At 70.2% G+C, this 16,761-nt stretch carries 14 protein-coding genes; 9 read left to right on the top strand and 5 right to left on the bottom strand.

All coding sequences use genetic code 11. The features are described from left to right. A partial coding sequence (locus FPZ41_RS36180; protein WP_152867796.1) for an ATP-binding cassette domain-containing protein occupies positions 1-840 on the bottom strand: 840 nt, incomplete at its 3' end. Positions 841-1,098: 258 nt separating this feature from the next. Here FPZ41_RS36180 and FPZ41_RS36175 point away from each other — a divergent pair. Further along, entirely contained in the window at positions 1,099-2,079 is a 981-nt protein-coding gene (locus FPZ41_RS36175; protein ID WP_152867795.1) for an NAD(P)H-quinone oxidoreductase, read from the top strand. An 87-nt stretch (positions 2,080-2,166) separates the two neighbouring features. On the opposite strand, the gene FPZ41_RS36170 is transcribed toward FPZ41_RS36175, so the two are convergent. Next, positions 2,167-2,721 carry a hypothetical protein gene (locus FPZ41_RS36170; protein ID WP_322621159.1) on the bottom strand — a complete coding sequence of 185 codons (555 nt, stop codon included), beginning with the start codon at positions 2,719-2,721 and terminating at the stop codon, positions 2,167-2,169. Positions 2,722-2,904: 183 nt separating this feature from the next. Between FPZ41_RS36170 and FPZ41_RS36165 the strand changes: the two genes are divergently transcribed. Beyond that, on the top strand, positions 2,905-3,438 hold the full coding sequence (locus tag FPZ41_RS36165) for a bacterial proteasome activator family protein (protein ID WP_131562836.1): 534 nt from the start codon (positions 2,905-2,907) through the stop codon (positions 3,436-3,438). 142 nt (positions 3,439-3,580) lie between these two features. Here the strand turns inward: FPZ41_RS36165 and FPZ41_RS36160 are convergent, their stop codons facing one another. Continuing rightward, the gene (locus FPZ41_RS36160; protein WP_152867794.1) at positions 3,581-5,293 is read right to left on the bottom strand and encodes a Stk1 family PASTA domain-containing Ser/Thr kinase; all 1,713 of its coding nucleotides are present in this window, start codon (positions 5,291-5,293) and stop codon (positions 3,581-3,583) included. 371 nt (positions 5,294-5,664) lie between these two features. Here FPZ41_RS36160 and FPZ41_RS36155 point away from each other — a divergent pair, with 371 nt between their 5' ends. The 4 genes from FPZ41_RS36155 (at position 5,665) to FPZ41_RS36140 (ending at position 11,368) form a co-directional block, all read left to right on the top strand. After that, positions 5,665-7,209, top strand: coding sequence for a protein kinase domain-containing protein (locus tag FPZ41_RS36155; RefSeq protein ID WP_407698862.1), 1,545 nt, complete (start codon positions 5,665-5,667; stop codon positions 7,207-7,209). Positions 7,210-7,696: 487 nt separating this feature from the next. Next, positions 7,697-8,923, top strand: a complete 1,227-nt coding sequence (gene pdhA, locus FPZ41_RS36150) for a pyruvate dehydrogenase (acetyl-transferring) E1 component subunit alpha (RefSeq protein ID WP_322621158.1) — start codon at positions 7,697-7,699, stop codon at positions 8,921-8,923. Further along, positions 8,920-9,915: an alpha-ketoacid dehydrogenase subunit beta gene (locus FPZ41_RS36145; RefSeq protein WP_152867792.1), complete on the top strand. Its 996-nt coding sequence runs from the start codon at positions 8,920-8,922 to the stop codon at positions 9,913-9,915. Before pdhA ends, FPZ41_RS36145 begins: the two co-directional genes overlap by 4 nt. Before the next feature lie 10 nt (positions 9,916-9,925). Further along, the gene (locus FPZ41_RS36140; protein WP_322621157.1) at positions 9,926-11,368 is read left to right on the top strand and encodes a dihydrolipoamide acetyltransferase family protein; all 1,443 of its coding nucleotides are present in this window, start codon (positions 9,926-9,928) and stop codon (positions 11,366-11,368) included. Positions 11,369-11,493: 125 nt separating this feature from the next. Here the strand turns inward: FPZ41_RS36140 and FPZ41_RS36135 are convergent, their stop codons facing one another. After that, the gene (locus tag FPZ41_RS36135) at positions 11,494-12,324 is read right to left on the bottom strand and encodes a D-alanyl-D-alanine carboxypeptidase family protein (protein WP_407698863.1); all 831 of its coding nucleotides are present in this window, start codon (positions 12,322-12,324) and stop codon (positions 11,494-11,496) included. Positions 12,325-12,690: 366 nt separating this feature from the next. On the opposite strand from FPZ41_RS36135, the gene FPZ41_RS36130 reads away from it, so the two are divergent. From FPZ41_RS36130 to FPZ41_RS36120, 3 genes are all read left to right on the top strand, one after another. Further along, positions 12,691-13,410: a GntR family transcriptional regulator gene (locus FPZ41_RS36130; protein ID WP_228023195.1), complete on the top strand. Its 720-nt coding sequence runs from the start codon at positions 12,691-12,693 to the stop codon at positions 13,408-13,410. Further along, a complete protein-coding gene (locus tag FPZ41_RS36125) occupies positions 13,407-14,714 on the top strand; it encodes an MFS transporter (RefSeq protein ID WP_194236337.1) in 1,308 nt (435 codons plus the stop codon). Before FPZ41_RS36130 ends, FPZ41_RS36125 begins: the two co-directional genes overlap by 4 nt. Before the next feature lie 178 nt (positions 14,715-14,892). Then, positions 14,893-15,696: a hypothetical protein gene (locus FPZ41_RS36120; protein ID WP_322621156.1), complete on the top strand. Its 804-nt coding sequence runs from the start codon at positions 14,893-14,895 to the stop codon at positions 15,694-15,696. A 185-nt stretch (positions 15,697-15,881) separates the two neighbouring features. Here the strand turns inward: FPZ41_RS36120 and FPZ41_RS36115 are convergent, their stop codons facing one another. After that, the gene (locus FPZ41_RS36115; RefSeq protein WP_322621155.1) at positions 15,882-16,706 is read right to left on the bottom strand and encodes a maleylpyruvate isomerase family mycothiol-dependent enzyme; all 825 of its coding nucleotides are present in this window, start codon (positions 16,704-16,706) and stop codon (positions 15,882-15,884) included. Between the last annotated feature and the right edge of the window lie 55 nt (positions 16,707-16,761).

The following is a 16,761-nucleotide window of genomic DNA, read 5'->3' as shown; positions in this document are numbered from 1 at the left end:
AAGAGACAGGCCCCCGCCCACCCGCGCTGTCAGTGCCACCGGGTCGGGCTCCCGCTGCACGTCCGCGTCGAGCGCCAGCCGCAGCACCTCCTCCGCCTGCGGGCGCTGTGCCGGGTCGCGCAGCCGCAGGTGCACGGAACCGGCCCCGACGGACGCCTTCAGCTCGCCCTTCGTGCCCTCCGCGATCACCCTGCCGCGGTCGATGACGGCGATCCGGGACGCCAACTGGTCGGCCTCGTCCAGGTACTGCGTGGTCAGCAGCACGGTCGTGCCCTGGGCGACGACCGCGCGCACGATGTCCCACACCTGGTTCCGGCTGCGCGGGTCGAGCCCGGTCGTCGGCTCGTCGAGGAAGAGCAGATCGGGCGTGTTGAGGATGGACGCCGCGATGTCGATACGGCGCCGCATGCCGCCCGAGTAGTGCTTGACCTGCTTCGCCGCCGCCTCGGTCAGCCCGAAGGCCTCCAACAGTTGCTCGCTGCGCCGCCAGGCGGCCTTCTTGTGGTGGCCGAGGAGACGGCCGAGCAGCACCAGGTTCTCGGCGCCGGTGAGGTCCTCGTCCACGGACGCGTACTGGCCGGTGAGGCTGACCCTGCTCCGCACTTCGTCGGCTTCCCGGACGATGTCGTGGCCGAAGACGTGGGCCTCGCCCGCGTCGGGGCGCAGCAGGGTGGCGAGCATCTTCACGGTGGTGGTCTTGCCGGCACCGTTCGGGCCGAGGACGCCGTACACCGTGCCGGCCGGCACGGAGAGGTCGACGCCGTCCACGGCTCGGGTCTCGCCGAACGTCTTCACCAGACCCGCGGTCTCGATGGCGAGGCCGGACGTCTGTGCGCTCATGTCATGGGGTCCTTCCGCGTACGGGGCCCGGTTCACGGGACAGTAGAAAGGGAGACCGCCCGGACCTCCGGAACTCATCGGCCGGAGAACTCGAGCGGCCGTACGAATCCACCGTGGCTCTCCCGGCGACAGGCCGCACCACCATCAGGACCAAGGGACCAGGACAACCGGACCAAGGGACCAGGACAACCGGAACTCGCGAAGTACCGGGGCCGGGACCTGGGACGCAGGACGGCCGGGCGGAGTAGGTTCCCCCTCATGCATGCGATCACGATTCCCGAACCCGGCGGACCCGAGGCCCTGGTGTGGGACGAGGTCCCCGACCCGGAGCCCGGCGAGGGCGAAGTGCTCATCGAGGTGGCGGCAAGCGCCGTGAACCGCGCCGATCTGCTCCAGCGGCAGGGCTTCTACGATCCGCCGCCCGGCGCCTCCCCGTACCCCGGCCTTGAGTGCTCCGGGCGGATCGCCGCGCTGGGCCCCGGAGTCTCCGGGTGGGCGGTCGGCGACGAGGTGTGCGCGCTGCTCTCGGGCGGTGGATACGCGGAGAAGGTCGCCGTCCCCGCCGGTCAGGTACTGCCCGTGCCCGACGGGCTCGACGTCCGCCAGGCGGCCGCGCTGCCCGAGGTCGTCTGCACCGTCTGGTCGAACGTCTTCATGATCGCCCACCTCCGCCCCGGGGAGACCCTCCTCGTGCACGGCGGCTCCAGCGGTATCGGCACGATGGCGATCCAGCTCGCCAAGGCGGTCGGAGCGAAGGCCGCCGTCACGGCGGGCACCAAGGAGAAGCTGGACCACTGCGCCGCGCTGGGCGCGGACATTCTGATCAACTACCGCGAGCAGGACTTCGTCGAGGAGATCAAGCGGGCCACGGACGGTGCGGGCGCGGACGTCATCCTCGACATCATGGGCGCCAAGTACCTCGAACGGAACGTGAAGGCCCTCGCCGTCAACGGCCGCCTCGCGATCATCGGCCTCCAGGGCGGAGCCAAGGGCGAGCTGAACATCGGTGCGCTCCTCAGCAAGCGTGGCGCGATCAGTGCGACCACCCTGCGTGCCCGCCCGGTCGACGAGAAGGCCGCCATCGTCGCGGCCGTACGGGAGCACGTGTGGCCGCTCGTCGCCGCCGGCCACGTACGTCCGGTCGTCGACCGCGAGATGCCGATGAGTGACGCGGCCGTGGGCCACCGAGTGCTGGAGGAGAGCGGGCATGTCGGGAAGGTGCTGCTGGTGACGCCGTAGGACCTCACCGCCCCGGAAGCGGCCTGAGCGGCCTGAGGGGCCTGCCCGCCCTGCGCGCCCTGAGGGGCGTGGAGTGCCTGAGGGGCCTCACGGCCGTCGTACGCGCAGGCCGACGAAGGCCAGCCCCAGGCCGAGCCCGATGAGGATCAGGCCGCTGCCGAGCGGGAGGGCCCGCCCTCCGGGTCCCTGGACGGCATCCCGGCGGGTGACACCGGAGAGCGGGCGGTCGGGGGTGCCCGACCGCTGTGGTTCATCGGGGGCGTCGGCGGTGTCGCGTCCGCCGGTGGGCCGGCCGGGCTCCGGGCGCGCGGGATTCGTGCGCGATCCCTGATCCGTACCCGAATCAGGGTCTTTACGAGTGCCCGTGCCCGTGCCCGTGCCCGGAGCCGTGGCGGTCGCCGTGTCCGCCGGATCGTCCGCACCCTCCTCGCTGGGCTCGGCGTCCGCATCGGCCCGCCCCGGCCGCTCCCGCCCCTCGCCCGCGCTGCTTCCGGCGCGGGACTCCTCGGCGCGGGGGGTGGGCCCGGCGGCGTACAGGGGAGGGACGACGCCCATCGCCGGAACCAGCGCCGTCACGACTGGGGCCGCCGGGACCATGAGCGTCAGGGCCGTCAGAAACCGAACCGTGAGGAATGGAGCCACGTCGGTGCTCCCTTCCCGGGGCGAGGGGCGAGGGGCGAAGGGCGAGGGGCAGTGACAAAAGCGTCACATATCGCAACCATCCCGGCACCCTGGGCGGCCCGGTGTCCCGGCGGTCGGCATCCCCTGCCGCGCCCTGGGGCAGCCGGGTCAACGGGATCAGGAACGGTGCGAGAGAATGGCGGCATGGAGATGCCGAGGAACGACAGGGCGCCCGAGAACCCGCCGCAGATCCTGGTCGTCGGCCAGGACGGCATGGCTCTCGGCGGCGGAGGAGACGAGGACTCCCGCGAGGTTCCGGTGACGGAGCAGGTGGAGCAGCCGGCGAAGGTCATGCGCATCGGCAGCATGATCAAGCAGCTTCTGGAGGAGGTGCGGGCGGCACCTCTCGACGAGGCGAGCCGGGCCCGGCTCAAGGAGATCCACGCCAGCTCGGTGAAGGAACTGGAGGACGGGCTGGCTCCCGAACTCGTCGAGGAGCTGGAGCGGCTCTCCCTGCCCTTCACGGACGAGGCGATCCCCAGCGACTCGGAACTGCGCATCGCGCAGGCGCAGCTGGTCGGCTGGCTCGAAGGGCTGTTCCACGGGATCCAGACGACGCTGTTCGCCCAGCAGATGGCCGCGCGGGCTCAGCTGGAGCAGATGCGCCGCGCCCTCCCGCCGGGCGTCGGCGGCGAGGGCGGCCTTGAGGACCCGCGCACGGGCGGGCCGTACCTCTAGCGATCACAGGAAGGGGGCCCGGTGGTCGCACCGGGCCCCCTTCCCATGCCCCATGACTGGTGACCGGCTCACGTCCGGAGCCTGACCAGCAGGATCCGCCAGGTACCAGCGGAGTCCGCCGGATCCCAGCGGGATCACCGGGTCAGGAGGCCGGGTTGCCCGTCGAGACGTCCAGGATGATCGTCGGCATGTCATCGGGATCGACGTTGTCGTTGGTCGAGGGGTACTGCTGCATGACCGTGTCCTCGCCGTACGTGTTCTCGTCGACCCTCTTGGTCTCGTACTTCCAGCCGGCCGCCTGGAGGCACGCCTTCACCGAGTCGATGTTCTTGAACTCGAAGGTCGGGAGCTTGATCTTGCCGGGCTCGGTGTACGACTCCATCGGCTCCGTGCACCTCTCCGTCTCGATGGTCTTCGAGGTGTCCGGACCCTTGTGCCCGGCCGCATCCGGGGACGAGGCGGAGGAGGCGCCGGCGGTCGTGTCAGCGCTCGTATCACCGCTCGCGTCGCCGCCCTTGTCGTCGCCGCCGTTCAGCAGCATGGCCCCGAGCAGAGCGGTGATCGCCACGAGCGCGACGACGACCGCGCCGGCGATGACACCCGTGTTGGTCCTGCCGCCCCCGGAGGATCCCGCGGCGGAAGTCGGGTGCTGCGGGGTGATGTTGTACGGGGGCGGGGTCGTCGGCCCCGGTTGCGGCGGGTACGGAGCGTTCTGCGGCGCCATCTGGTAGCCGCTCTGCCCGCTCTGCTGCGGATAGCCGTACGCCGGGGAGGGCGGCTGCGGAGTCGGGGTGGGTGTCGGCGGACTGTACGGGCCGGGCTGGTACGGGGTCTGTATGTTCCCCTGCGGTGCCGGGGTCGACTGGTCGATCGGCGGGAAGACGGCGGAGCCCACACCGGCGCCGCTCGACGTCTGCGCGCCCGGGACGATGCTCGGCGGCGGGGCGGCCTGGAGCGACGCGGCCACGCGCAGACACTCGTCGCGCATGGCCTCGGCGCTCGGGAAACGCTCGTTCGGGTTCTTCTTCAGGGCGCGGGCCACCAGCGCGTCCACCGCCGGGGGAAGCGAACGGTTGATCGAGGAGGGGGCGACCGGTTCCTCCTGGACGTGCGCGTACGCGATCGCCAGCGGAGAGTCCGCCTCGAACGGCAGCCGCCCGGTGGACAGCTGGAACAGCATGATGCCGACCGAGTACAGGTCGCTGCGCGCGTCCACACCCCGGCCCAGCGCCTGCTCCGGCGAGAGGTACTGCGGGGTGCCGACGACCATGCCGGTCTGGGTCATGGACGTGACACCGGACTGCATGGCGCGGGCGATGCCGAAGTCCATCACCTTGACCACGCCGCGCTTCGTCATCATCACGTTGCCCGGCTTGATGTCGCGGTGGACCAGGCCCATCTCGTGGCTGATCTCCAGAGCCGCCAGAACGTCCGCGGTGATCTTCAGCGCCTTGTCGGCGGGCATCGCGCCGTACTGCTGGACGTCCGCGTCGAGCACCGAGCCGAGAGGACTGCCCTCGACGTACTCCATGACGATGTACGGAGTCGGCCCGCCGCCCCCCGGGGCGGAGCCGTCGGCGAACAGGACGTCCTCGCCGGTGTCGAACACCGAGACGATGTTCGTGTGCGTGAGTTTCGCCACGGCCTGGGCCTCGCGGCGGAACCGCTCGCGGAAGGCCTGCTCGCGGCCGAGCTCGGTGTGAAGTGTCTTGATCGCCACCTGCCGGTCGAGCACCGAGTCGTATGCGAGGTGCACCGAGGCCATGCCGCCCTCACCGAGCAGATCGCGCAGCTGGTAGCGGCCACCGGCGAACGACCGCCCCGCATACCGGCCCTGTGCGCCGTCGTGACTCATGTTTCTGCGTCCCCCATCGGCGCGGGCGAAGTTGCCTGCGTGGCTCCCGCGTTCGGCGATCCTCGTGCTGTTGTGAGTGATTCCCGGCCAAGTCTGCCCGAGGGCACTGACACGTCAAGCGCGGTGCCCGATCCGTGACCGTACGCGAAGGAAGCGTCGCGTAAGCGTTACCGGGGTTGTACGAGCGCTACACACAATTTGCACGAGGAGTGGCGTGGAAGGTTTCATGGCCGCTCCCACCTGAATCCTTCCCCAATCCTTCCCCCCTCCAAGACGGACCGGGGCCTTGCGCAGAGGCTGTAGCGTGGCCCGACGGAAGACCGTGACAACGAGACCGCGCGGACCGCGGGCAGAAACGACGGCGAGGACTGATGGCACAGCAGCGCGCTCAGGGCCCGTCCGACCCCGAGGCGGCTGGCGGCGGTATGTCAGACGCGCCGGAGATGTGGGGCAACAGAGGGCTCGTCGGTGACGGCCGCTACCGGCTGACCGGCAGACTCGGCCGGGGCGGCATGGCCGAGGTGTTCGCGGCCGAGGATGTGCGCCTCGGCCGTACGGTCGCGGTCAAGCTGCTGCGTTCCGATCTCGCCGAGGACCCCGTCTCCAAGGCGCGCTTCACGCGTGAGGCGCAGTCGGTGGCCGGGCTCAACCACCATGCGATCGTCGCGGTGTACGACTCCGGTGAGGACGTCGTGAACGGCACCCCCGTGCCGTACATCGTGATGGAGCTGGTCGAGGGCCGGACAATCCGTGACCTGCTGCTCAACGCCGAGGCCCCGGGGCCGGAGCAGGCGCTGATCATCGTCTCCGGGGTGCTGGAGGCGCTCGCCTACTCGCACCAGCACGGCATCGTGCACCGCGACATCAAGCCGGCCAACGTCATCATCACCCACACCGGCGCCGTGAAGGTCATGGACTTCGGCATCGCGCGCGCCCTGCACGGTGCGCAGTCGACCATGACGCAGACCGGCATGGTCATGGGCACGCCCCAGTACCTGTCCCCGGAGCAGGCGCTCGGCAAGGCCGTCGACCACCGCTCCGACCTGTACGCGACGGGCTGTCTGCTGTACGAGCTCCTCGCACTGCGGCCGCCGTTCGTCGGTGAGACCCCGCTGTCGGTGGTCTACCAGCACGTCCAGGACCTCGCGGTGCCGCCCTCCGAGGTGTCCGACGGGGCGCCGCCGGAGCTCGACGGGCTGGTGACGCGCTCCCTCGCCAAGGAGCCGGACGACCGGTTCCAGACGGCCGAGGAGATGCGCGGACTGGTCCAGTACGGCCTGCAGATGCTGTACGACCAGGGCGGCCACACCGGCACCTGGAACACCGGGCCCGTGACCGCGCACGACGGCAGGCAGACCCCGGCCGCGGGCTTCGCGGGCACGGCCGCGATGCCGCACCCCTCGGATTCCGGTACCGCGCAGATCCAGCAGCCGATCCTGCCGCACGGCGGCGGCAGGGACGACGGGGGCTTCGAGGGGCACGGCAACCGGGGCAGCGGCCGCGGCAAGCTGTGGATCCTCGCGGTGCTCGCGGTCGTCGCCATCGCGGCGGGCGTCGCGCTGGCGCTGAACAACACGGGCAGCGGGGAAGGCGGTCCCGGGACCACCCAGTCGCCGACCGCCACGCAGTCCAAGGAGAAGAAGGAGCCCAGCGCCAGTCCCAGCGACGAGCCGACGGACGAGGTCACGCACGAGGACACCGGAACGAATCCCGGCTCCGACTTCACGCCCAGCTACCCGCCGTCCCCGAGCTTTACCCCGTCCATCACCCCGAGCGAGCCGTCGGGCGGTGAGCCCTCGGACACCGGGTCGGCGAGCGCGGATCCGCCGACGGACGAGGAGTCGACGCCGCCGGACCAGGGAGAGAGCCCGAGCCCGCCGGCGAGCGACCCGTCCGGTGAAGGGGCGACGTCCTGACACCGGCTCCGAGCCGGACCGAGACCCCCTGACGAACACCCCTCACGCGCGCGTGCGGCCCGAAACGGGCTTCACGCGCGCGTGCCGTTTCTTCCCGGCGCGAGGAGGGAGGCGCCCAGGGGGGCGCGTGGAGCACCAGGGGTGGTACAGGACTCTTCCCGAGCTCGGGGTGACCGGGATAACGTGCCGGTGTTCCGGCCCCCTGCGAGGCTGTAACCAGTGCTGTGACCAGCGGCTGTTCCCGATGATGCGAGTTACTTGGAAATCCGACAAAAAGTACTTGGAAATCCAAGGAAAAACGCAGGTCAGGAGGGGTTTCACAGGAATGAGCGGCACTGGGTAACGTGCTTTGTGCAGGGCGCTCGCCGGGGCACCTGTCACGCCTGTTCCCGGCCGAGGGCACCCACCCCGTGCACGGGTATCGGGACCAGGCGAGCCGCACTGGCTACCCGGCAATCCCGGGGGCCGGACCGACGGAGGAGCACACGTGACCGTGGAGAGCACTGCCGCGCGCAAGGCGCGACGCAGCGCCGGAGGCAAGGCCGGCACCACCGGCACCAAGAGCAGCACCACCGGCACCAAGCGCACGACCAGCCGTACCGCCGCGAAGAAAGCGCCTGGCACCGAGCCCGAGCTCGTCCAGCTGCTGACGCCCGAGGGCAAGCGGATCAAGAACGCCGAGTACGACCCCTACGTCGCCGGCATCACCCCCGAAGAGCTCCGCGGTCTGTACCGCGACATGGTGCTCACCCGGCGCTTCGACGCCGAGGCCACCGTGCTCCAGCGCCAGGGCGAGCTGGGCCTGTGGGCCTCGCTGCTCGGCCAGGAGGCCGCCCAGATCGGTTCCGGCCGGGCCGTGACCGACGACGACTACATCTTCCCGACCTACCGCGAGCACGGCGTCGCCTGGTGCCGCGGAGTCGACCCGACCAACCTGCTCGGCATGTTCCGCGGCGTGAACAACGGCGGCTGGGACCCGAACAGCAACAACTTCCACCTCTACACGATCGTCATCGGCTCCCAGACGCTGCACGCGACGGGGTACGCGATGGGGCTCGCCAAGGACGGCGCGAACTCGGCGGTCATCGCGTACTTCGGTGACGGCGCGTCCAGCCAGGGCGACGTGGCCGAGGCGTTCACCTTCTCCGCGGTCTACAACGCCCCCGTCGTGTTCTTCTGCCAGAACAACCAGTGGGCGATCTCCGAGCCCACCGAGAAGCAGACGCGCGTGCCGCTCTACCAGCGTGCCCAGGGCTACGGCTTCCCCGGCGTGCGCGTCGACGGCAACGACGTTCTGGCCTGCCTCGCGGTCACCAAGTGGGCCCTGGAACGCGCCCGCAACGGCGAGGGCCCCACCCTCGTCGAGGCGTACACGTACCGCATGGGCGCCCACACCACCAACGACGACCCCACCCGCTACCGCCACGACGACGAGCGGGCGGCCTGGGAGGCGAAGGACCCGATCGCCCGCCTGCGCAGCTATCTCCAGTCCCAAACTGACACGGACGAGGGATTCTTCGCGGAACTCGAAACCGAGAGCGAAGCGTTGGGAAGGCGAGTGCGCGAAGTGGTGCGCACCATGCCGGACCCGGACCATTTCGCCATCTTCGAGAACGTGTACGCGGACGGGCACGCCCTCGTCGACGAGGAGCGCGCCGAGTTCGCCGCGTACCAGGAGTCGTTCGCCGACGTGGAGGAGGGGAAGCAGCGATGACCGCACAGGCTGTGGCAGGGAAGAACATGGCGCTGGCCAAGGCGATCAACGAATCGCTGCGCAAGGCCCTCGAATCCGACCCCAAGGTCCTGATCATGGGCGAGGACGTCGGCAAGCTCGGCGGCGTGTTCCGCGTGACGGACGGGCTGCAGAAGGACTTCGGCGAGGACCGGGTCATCGACACCCCGCTCGCCGAGTCGGGCATCGTCGGCACGGCGATCGGCCTCGCGCTGCGCGGCTACCGCCCGGTGGTGGAGATCCAGTTCGACGGCTTCGTGTTCCCGGCGTACGACCAGATCGTCACCCAGCTCGCCAAGATGCACGCCCGCTCGCTGGGCAAGGTGAAGCTGCCGGTCGTGGTCCGCATCCCGTACGGCGGTGGCATCGGCGCGGTCGAGCACCACTCCGAGTCCCCGGAGTCGCTCTTCGCGCACGTGGCGGGCCTGAAGATCGTCTCGCCGTCGAACGCGTCCGACGCCTACTGGATGATGCAGCAGGCCATCCAGAGCGACGACCCGGTGATCTTCTTCGAGCCGAAGCGGCGCTACTGGGACAAGGCCGAGGTCAACCCCGAGGCGATCCCGGCCCCGCTGCACAAGGCGCAGGTCGTCCGCGCGGGCACCGACCTCACGCTCGTCGCGTACGGCCCGATGGTGAAGCTCTGCCGGGAGGTCGCGGACGCGGCCGCCGAGGAGGGCCGGTCCCTGGAGGTGCTGGACCTGCGCTCGGTCTCCCCCCTGGACTTCGACTCGATCCAGGCCTCGGTGGAGAAGACCGGTCGCCTGGTCGTGGTGCACGAGGCGCCGGTGTTCTTCGGCTCGGGCGCGGAGATCGCCGCGCGCATCACCGAGCGGTGCTTCTACCACCTGGAGGCCCCCGTGCTGCGGGTCGGCGGCTATCACGCCCCGTATCCGCCGGCGCGGCTGGAGGAGGAGTACCTGCCGAACCTGGACCGGGTACTGGACGCCGTCGACCGCTCGCTGGCGTACTGAGGAGAGGGTCGTGACGACGATGACTGAAGCGTCCGTGCGGGAGTTCAAGATGCCCGACGTGGGCGAGGGACTCACCGAGGCCGAGATCCTCAAGTGGTACGTCCAGCCCGGTGACACGGTCACCGACGGACAGGTCGTGTGCGAGGTCGAGACGGCGAAGGCGGCCGTCGAGCTGCCCATCCCGTACGACGGTGTCGTGCGCGATCTCCACTTCCCCGAGGGCACCACCGTGGACGTGGGCACGTCCATCATCGCGGTGGACGTGACGGGCGGCGCTCCCGCACAAGCCCCTGCGGAGCCCGCGCCGGCCGTCACCGCCAAGGAGGAGCCGGCCGAACCCGAGGGTCGCAAGGCGGTCCTCGTCGGCTACGGAGTCGCCGAGTCGTCCACCAGGCGCCGCCCCCGCAAGGGAACCCGGCCCGTGGAGCCCCCGCCCGCCGAGGACAAGCTGTACACGGCCCCCGCCCTCCCGGGCGTCCAGGGCGAGCTGAACGGACACGGGACCGGCGCTGCCGGGCCCCGCCCGCTGGCGAAGCCGCCGGTGCGCAAGCTGGCCAAGGACCTCGGGGTCGACCTGGCGACGGTCACCCCGTCCGGCCCGGACGGCATCATCACGCGCGAGGACGTGTACGCGGCGGCGGCCCCGTCTCCGGCCGCCGAACCGGTCGTTGCCGGGACCCCCGCGACCGCACCGGCGGCGCCCACCGCGCCCGCCGTACCCGCAGCGGCACCGGCGGTGTCGTATGCCGGCGCCCGTGAGACCCGTGTCCCCGTCAAGGGCGTCCGCAAGGCGACCGCGCTGGCCATGGTCGGCTCCGCGTTCACGGCACCGCACGTCACGGAGTTCGTGACCGTCGACGTGACCCGCACGATGAAGCTGATCGAGGAGCTGAAGCAGGACAAGGAGTTCGAGGGCCTGCGGGTGAACCCGCTCCTGCTGATCGCCAAGGCCCTGCTGGTGGCGATCCGGCGGAACCCGGAGATCAACGCGTCCTGGGACGAGCCCAACCAGGAGATCGTGCTCAAGCACTATGTGAACCTGGGCATCGCCGCCGCGACCCCCCGCGGCCTGATCGTGCCGAACATCAAGGACGCCCACGACAAGACGCTCCCGCAGCTCGCCGAGGCACTGCGCGAGCTGGTGGGGACGGCGAGGGAGGGCAGGACCTCCCCGGCGGCCATGCAGGGCGGCACCGTCACCATCACGAACGTCGGCGTCTTCGGCGTCGACACGGGCACGCCGATCCTTCCCCCCGGCGAGTCCGCGATCCTCGCCGTCGGCGCCATCAAGCTCCAGCCCTGGGTCCACAAGGGCAAGGTGAAGCCCCGCCAGGTCACGACCCTGGCGCTGAGCTTCGACCACCGCCTGGTGGACGGGGAGCTGGGCTCGAAGGTACTCGCCGACGTGGCGGCCGTCCTGGAACAGCCGAAGAGGCTGATCACCTGGGCGTGACACGCGGGCATGACAAACAGGGCGTGAGACTGGGGCGGGCGCGAGCCCCGTGTCCACTCCGCACGACGAAGGGGGCCACCGACGAGCGGTGGCCCCCTTCGGGCAGCCGTGCGAAGGCCTGAGCCTCAGACGGCGAAGCCGTAGGTCATGATCTTCTTCGCGTCCGACTCACGTGCCGCGATGGAGGTCGAGGCGAGGACGGTGCCGATGACGGTCTTGCCGTTGCGGGTGGCGGCGAAGACGAGGCAGTACTTGGCCTCGGGGCCGGAGCCCGTCTTCACGCCGATGGTGCCGCTGTAGCTGCCGAGCAGCCCGTTCGTGTTCGTCCACGGGCTCATCGTGCGGGTGCTGCCCGTCTTGGTGGTGGTCTTCGCCGTGTACGACTTCGTCTTCACGATCGTGCGGAACGTGGAGTTCTTCATCGCGTTGCTGGCGAGCTTCGTCAGGTCGCGCGGCGTCGAGTAGTTGGAGCCGTTGCCGATGCCGTCGAACGAGTCGAAGCGCGTGTTGGTCAGGCCGAGGTCCTTGGCGGTCGTGTTCATCTTCGCGATGAACGACTTCACGCGCGCCGCACGCGTCGAGCCCGAACCGAACTTGTCGGCGAGGGCGTACGCCGCGTCACAGCCGGACGGCAGCATCAGGCCGTACAGCAGCTGACGGACCGTGACCTTGTCGCCCACGATCAGGCGGGCGGAGGAGGCGTTCTTGGAGACGATGTAGTCGCTGTAGGCCATCTGGATCGTGACCTTGGCGTCGAGGTTCAGGTTCGGCTGCGCGAGCACGACCTTCGCCGTCATGATCTTCGTGGTCGAACCCGTGGAGAGCCGGGTGTCCGACGCCTTGGTGTACAGCGACTTGCCGGTCGCGTTGTTCATCGCGTAGCCGCCCTTGGCGGCGATCGTGGGCTTGGTCGCGGCCTGCGCCGGGGCCATGCCGAGGGCGCCGCTGGTGAGCAGCGCGCCGGTGGTGACGACTACGGCGGCGGCTCTGCGGACACGCCTGTCCCGAATGGCGGTATTCAAGTTAAGTACCCCGATTGCGTCAAATGTCTGAGGAGGGCGGCCGGTTGGTCGTCGAGCGCCAGAAGGGCCGCTCCTGTGTGACACGTAAGTAGCACAAAAGGTTGTGCTGTTTCCGAGGGGGGTGCCTGTTGCGCGTTGGCGGTCTGGTGCGCTTGGCCATTCCTTGCCCGTCTTTGCCCTGTTCTCGCCCCGGTCTTGCCTCGGTCTTGCCGCGCCGCTTGTCCCGTCCCTTGTCCCGTCCCTTGTCCCGGATCGTGGACGGGGGCAGTCATGCGTACGTGTTGTATCTATGCTGTGGGCATGCCTTCAGCCCCGCCCGTGACCGAGAACCAGACCAGCGAGAAGCAGACCGCGACCACCGCGACCACCGAGAAGCACGCGGCGAAGCAGCCCCCCGCCGCCGACCGCGTCTACGCACACGTCAAGCAGGGCGTCCTGGAGCGCCGTTACGAGGGCGGAACGCTGCTCACCGAGGGTGAGCTGGGCGAGGCGGTCGGGGTGTCCCGCACCCCCGTGCGGGAGGCGCTGCTGCGGCTGGAGGTCGAAGGGCTGATCAGGCTCTACCCGAAGAAGGGCGCCCTCGTGCTGCCCGTCTCCGCACAGGAGATCGCGGACGTGGTCGAGACCCGCCAGCTCGTGGAGGAGCACTCGGTCCGCAAGTCGGTGCCTGCCTCGCCGCAGCTCATCGCCCGCTTGGAGGAACTCCTGGAGCAGCAGAGGACGCAGGCGGCCGCGGGGGACCTGGCCGGAGCGGCCATGACGGACCGCTGCTTCCACGCCGAGATCGTCCGCAGCGGCGGCAACGAGATCCTCTCCCGGCTCTACGACCAGCTCCGCGACCGGCAGTTGCGCATGGGCGTGGCCGTGATGCACGCCCACCCGGACCGCATCACCAAGACGCTGGCCGAGCACCAGGAGATCCTGGAGGCGCTGCGCTCGGGCGACGCGCGGGCGGCCGTGGATATCGTCCACCGGCACGTCAGCTGGTTCTCCAACCTGGCGCGGGGCGAGGTGCGATGAGTACGCGTTCGAGCGCGGGTTCCGTCTCGCTGCCCGGAGATCCGCCCGGTGGCCGCCGCGCGGTCGCCGTCTGGGGCATAGGTGTCTCCGTCTACTTCGTCGCGGTCATCTTCCGTACGTCGCTGGGTGTCGCCGGCCTCGACGCCGCCGACCGCTTCCAGGTCAACGCCTCCGCCCTGTCCACCTTCTCGATACTCCAGCTGCTCGTGTACGCGGGCATGCAGATACCCGTGGGCCTGCTGGTCGACCGGCTCGGCACCAAGAAGGTGCTGACGATCGGTGTGCTGCTGTTCACCGCGGGTCAGTTGGGGTTCGCCTTCTCCCCCTCCTACGGCATGGCGCTGGCCTCGCGCGCGCTGCTGGGCTGCGGTGACGCGATGACGTTCATCAGCGTGCTGCGGCTCGGCTCACGCTGGTTCCCGGCCCGGCGCGGGCCGCTGGTCGCGCAGCTCGCGGGGCTCGCGGGCATGGCGGGCAACCTGGTCTCGACGCTGGTGATCGCGCGGCTGCTGCACGGCGTGGGCTGGACGGCGGCGTTCGCGGGCAGCGCCGTGGCGGGCGTCCTGGTCCTCGTCCTGATGCTCCTGTTCCTGAAGGACCACCCGGAGGGGCACGAGCCGGAGCCGTTCCCGCACCACGGGTCGGCGTATGTGCGGCGGCAGATCGCGGCGTCCTGGCGGGAGCCCGGCACGCGGCTCGGGCTGTGGGTGCACTTCACGACGCAGTTCCCGGCGATGGTGTTCCTGCTGCTGTGGGGCCTGCCGTTCCTGGTCGAGGCGCAGGGGCTCAGCCGGGCGACGGCCGGTGATCTGCTCACCCTGGTCGTGCTGTCCAACATGTTCGTCGGTCTGGTGTACGGGCAGGTCGTCGCCCGGCACCACGCGGCCCGGCTGCCGCTGGCGCTGGGCACGGTGGGGACGACCGCGGTGGTGTGGGCGACCACACTCGCGTACGACCGGGCGCCGATGTGGCTGCTGGTCGTCCTGTGTGTGGTCCTCGGCGCGTGCGGCCCCGCCTCCATGCTCGGCTTCGACTTCGCCCGGCCGGCGAACCCGCCCGAGCGTCAGGGAACGGCCTCCGGCATCACGAACATGGGTGGTTTCGTCGCGTCGATGACGACGCTGTTCGCGGTCGGTGTCCTCCTGGACGCGACCGGCGGCGAGTACCGCATCGCCTTCTCGTTCGTCTTCGTCCTCCAGGCCCTGGGCCTCACCCAGATCCTGCGCCTGAGCCGCCGCGCGGCCCGCCGGGAGCGCGAGCGTCTGGTGGCGAGCCGGGTGGAGACGGTGCATGTGCCCGCGTGACGCGGGTGGTTGGTCGCGGTGGCTGTTCGCAGAGGAGATGTTGCTCTGTCACGACCGTGCGACCGAGGCGTAGTGAAGCGAAGACGGGAGTGACCTGCGGGGCTGACGGGGCCTCATAGTCATCACAGAGCGGGAACGCACGACGGGAGTACGGTCGGCGCCCCGCACCCTCCTCGTCGTGTCTGAAGGGACATTCGTGATGAACCGCCACCTGCGCAAGGCCGTCGTCGTCACCGCCGCGATCACTGCCGGCCTGCTGATGACGGCCTGTCAGAACGACTCCACCAGCACGGACAGCTCGTCCTCCACGTCGTCGTCCAAGTCCCGGTCCCAGTCCGACTCCTCGGGCACGTCGTCGGACTCGTCGTCCGGCAAGGAGGGCTCGGCCGCGGTCGCGAACAACGCGTCGAGCTCCAAGAGCGGTGTCAGCGGGACGTTCGAGAACGGCACGGTCGCCTATCTCGCGCCGGGTAAATACATCGTGACGGTCCCGGGCCGGACCGATCAGCAGTTCTTCGTCGCCGATGACACGCTGGTGTACGGCGCGGGCACCATATGCGGGGACCCGCAGTTGACCGGGACCCAGCGGTGCAGCCAGGACGAGCTGGAGGCGGCCACCAAGAACGGCGACGTTCCCGCCGATGTCACGATGAAGAACGGCATCGCCACGGCGGTCACCGAACGGCCCGGCACCGAGCAGGGCTCCGGCTCGGGCAAGGGCGTCAGCGGAACCTGGCTGGGCGAAGTCAAGTACCTGGCGCCGGGCAAGTTCACGGTCTCCGACATGAAGGGCACCGAGCAGCAGTTCTTCGTCGCCGACGACACGCTGGTGTACGGCGCGGGCACCATATGCGGGGACCCGCAGCTGACCGGGACCCAGCGGTGCAGCCTGGACGAGCTGGAGGCCGCCGCCCAGAAGGGCCTGACCGCCGAGGTCGAGCTCACCGACGGCATCGCCACCACGATCATCGAGGACCACTGAGCGGACCCGCCAGGTGACGGGCCCGCGAGGTGACAGGTCCGCGAGGTGACGGGCCCGTCGTATCCCCTTCCGACCGGACCGGACCGGACCTCCGCCGCGGCTGCTAAACGGCCACCGCGCTACACCGTTTCACCGCGCCACACCGTCACCGTGCTGCGCCGTCACCGCGCTACATCGTCACCGCGCTACATCGTCACCGCGAACGACCGCAGGATCGCCTTGACCAGCTCGGGGTCGCCCTCGCCCTTGACGCGGTCGGCGACACCTTCGGCGGTGACGCGGCCGCAGGCCAGGCGGACGTAGGTCTCCCAGTCGAGGGTGAGGGTGGCGGCGGGGCCGAGGGAGGGGGCGGTCTCCAGGGTGCCGCGGCCCTGGATGTCCACACGGACGGTACGGATGAACTCCACCGGGCCGTGCACGTCGAAGACGATCGCCGAACTGCGCGGCGCCTGGGCGTCCTCGGCGACGACCTTCGGCAGGACGGAGAGCAGCTCGTCGCGGGCCACGAAGGCGCCGGGAGAGTCGAGGTTCCCCGGCTCGCCGAGGGCCGCGCGCAGGTCCTGCTCGTGCACCCAGACGTCGAACGCCCGGTTCCGCATGGCCTGCTCAAGGGTGAGCTCGACGCCGAGGGGGCCGCGCACCTTGGCGTCCGGCTCCCGCGACTCGTTCCGCAGCTGGCGGTTGCGGCGGATGATCGTGTACTCCAGCTCGGAGGTCATCTCCGGTGCGGTGTGGTGGCGGCGGACGTCGACCTGCATCTCCATGTACCGCTGGTGCTCGTTCGTCACGTGGTACAGGTCACGCGGCAGCGTGTGGATCGGGCGCGGATCGCCGAGCATCTCGCAGTCCAGGCCGATGACGTGGGAGACGATGTCGCGGACGGACCAGGCAGGGCATGGGGTCCTCCGGTTCCACTCGCCCTCCACGAGCGGCTGCACCAGCTCGGATATCGCGTCCACGGAGTGGGTCCAGGCGTCGGCGTAGGGCTGAAGAGTGGGATGCAGACTCACGGAACGGGACCCCTCGGGCGGTCGGTACGGGAAACGTGTGGGCGGTGGTGTGGGT

It is taken from the genome of Streptomyces acidicola, from assembly GCF_009377235.1.
GTDB lineage: Bacteria > Actinomycetota > Actinomycetes > Streptomycetales > Streptomycetaceae > Streptomyces > Streptomyces acidicola.
Note: the sequence above shows the minus strand (reverse complement) of the source record. Positions and strands in the feature narration are given on the sequence as shown.

Excerpts from the sequence above, each read along its gene's own strand:
- FPZ41_RS36145 (WP_152867792.1), top strand. The coding sequence starts at position 8,920 with ATGACCGCACAGGCTGTGGCAGGGAAGAACATGGCGCTGGCCAAGGCG.
- FPZ41_RS36160 (WP_152867794.1), bottom strand. The coding sequence starts at position 5,293 with ATGAGTCACGACGGCGCACAGGGCCGGTATGCGGGGCGGTCGTTCGCC.
- FPZ41_RS36175 (WP_152867795.1), top strand. The coding sequence starts at position 1,099 with ATGCATGCGATCACGATTCCCGAACCCGGCGGACCCGAGGCCCTGGTG.
- FPZ41_RS36130 (WP_228023195.1), top strand. The coding sequence starts at position 12,691 with ATGCCTTCAGCCCCGCCCGTGACCGAGAACCAGACCAGCGAGAAGCAG.
- FPZ41_RS36125 (WP_194236337.1), top strand. The coding sequence starts at position 13,407 with ATGAGTACGCGTTCGAGCGCGGGTTCCGTCTCGCTGCCCGGAGATCCG.
- FPZ41_RS36165 (WP_131562836.1), top strand. The coding sequence starts at position 2,905 with ATGGAGATGCCGAGGAACGACAGGGCGCCCGAGAACCCGCCGCAGATC.
- FPZ41_RS36155 (WP_407698862.1), top strand. The coding sequence starts at position 5,665 with ATGGCACAGCAGCGCGCTCAGGGCCCGTCCGACCCCGAGGCGGCTGGC.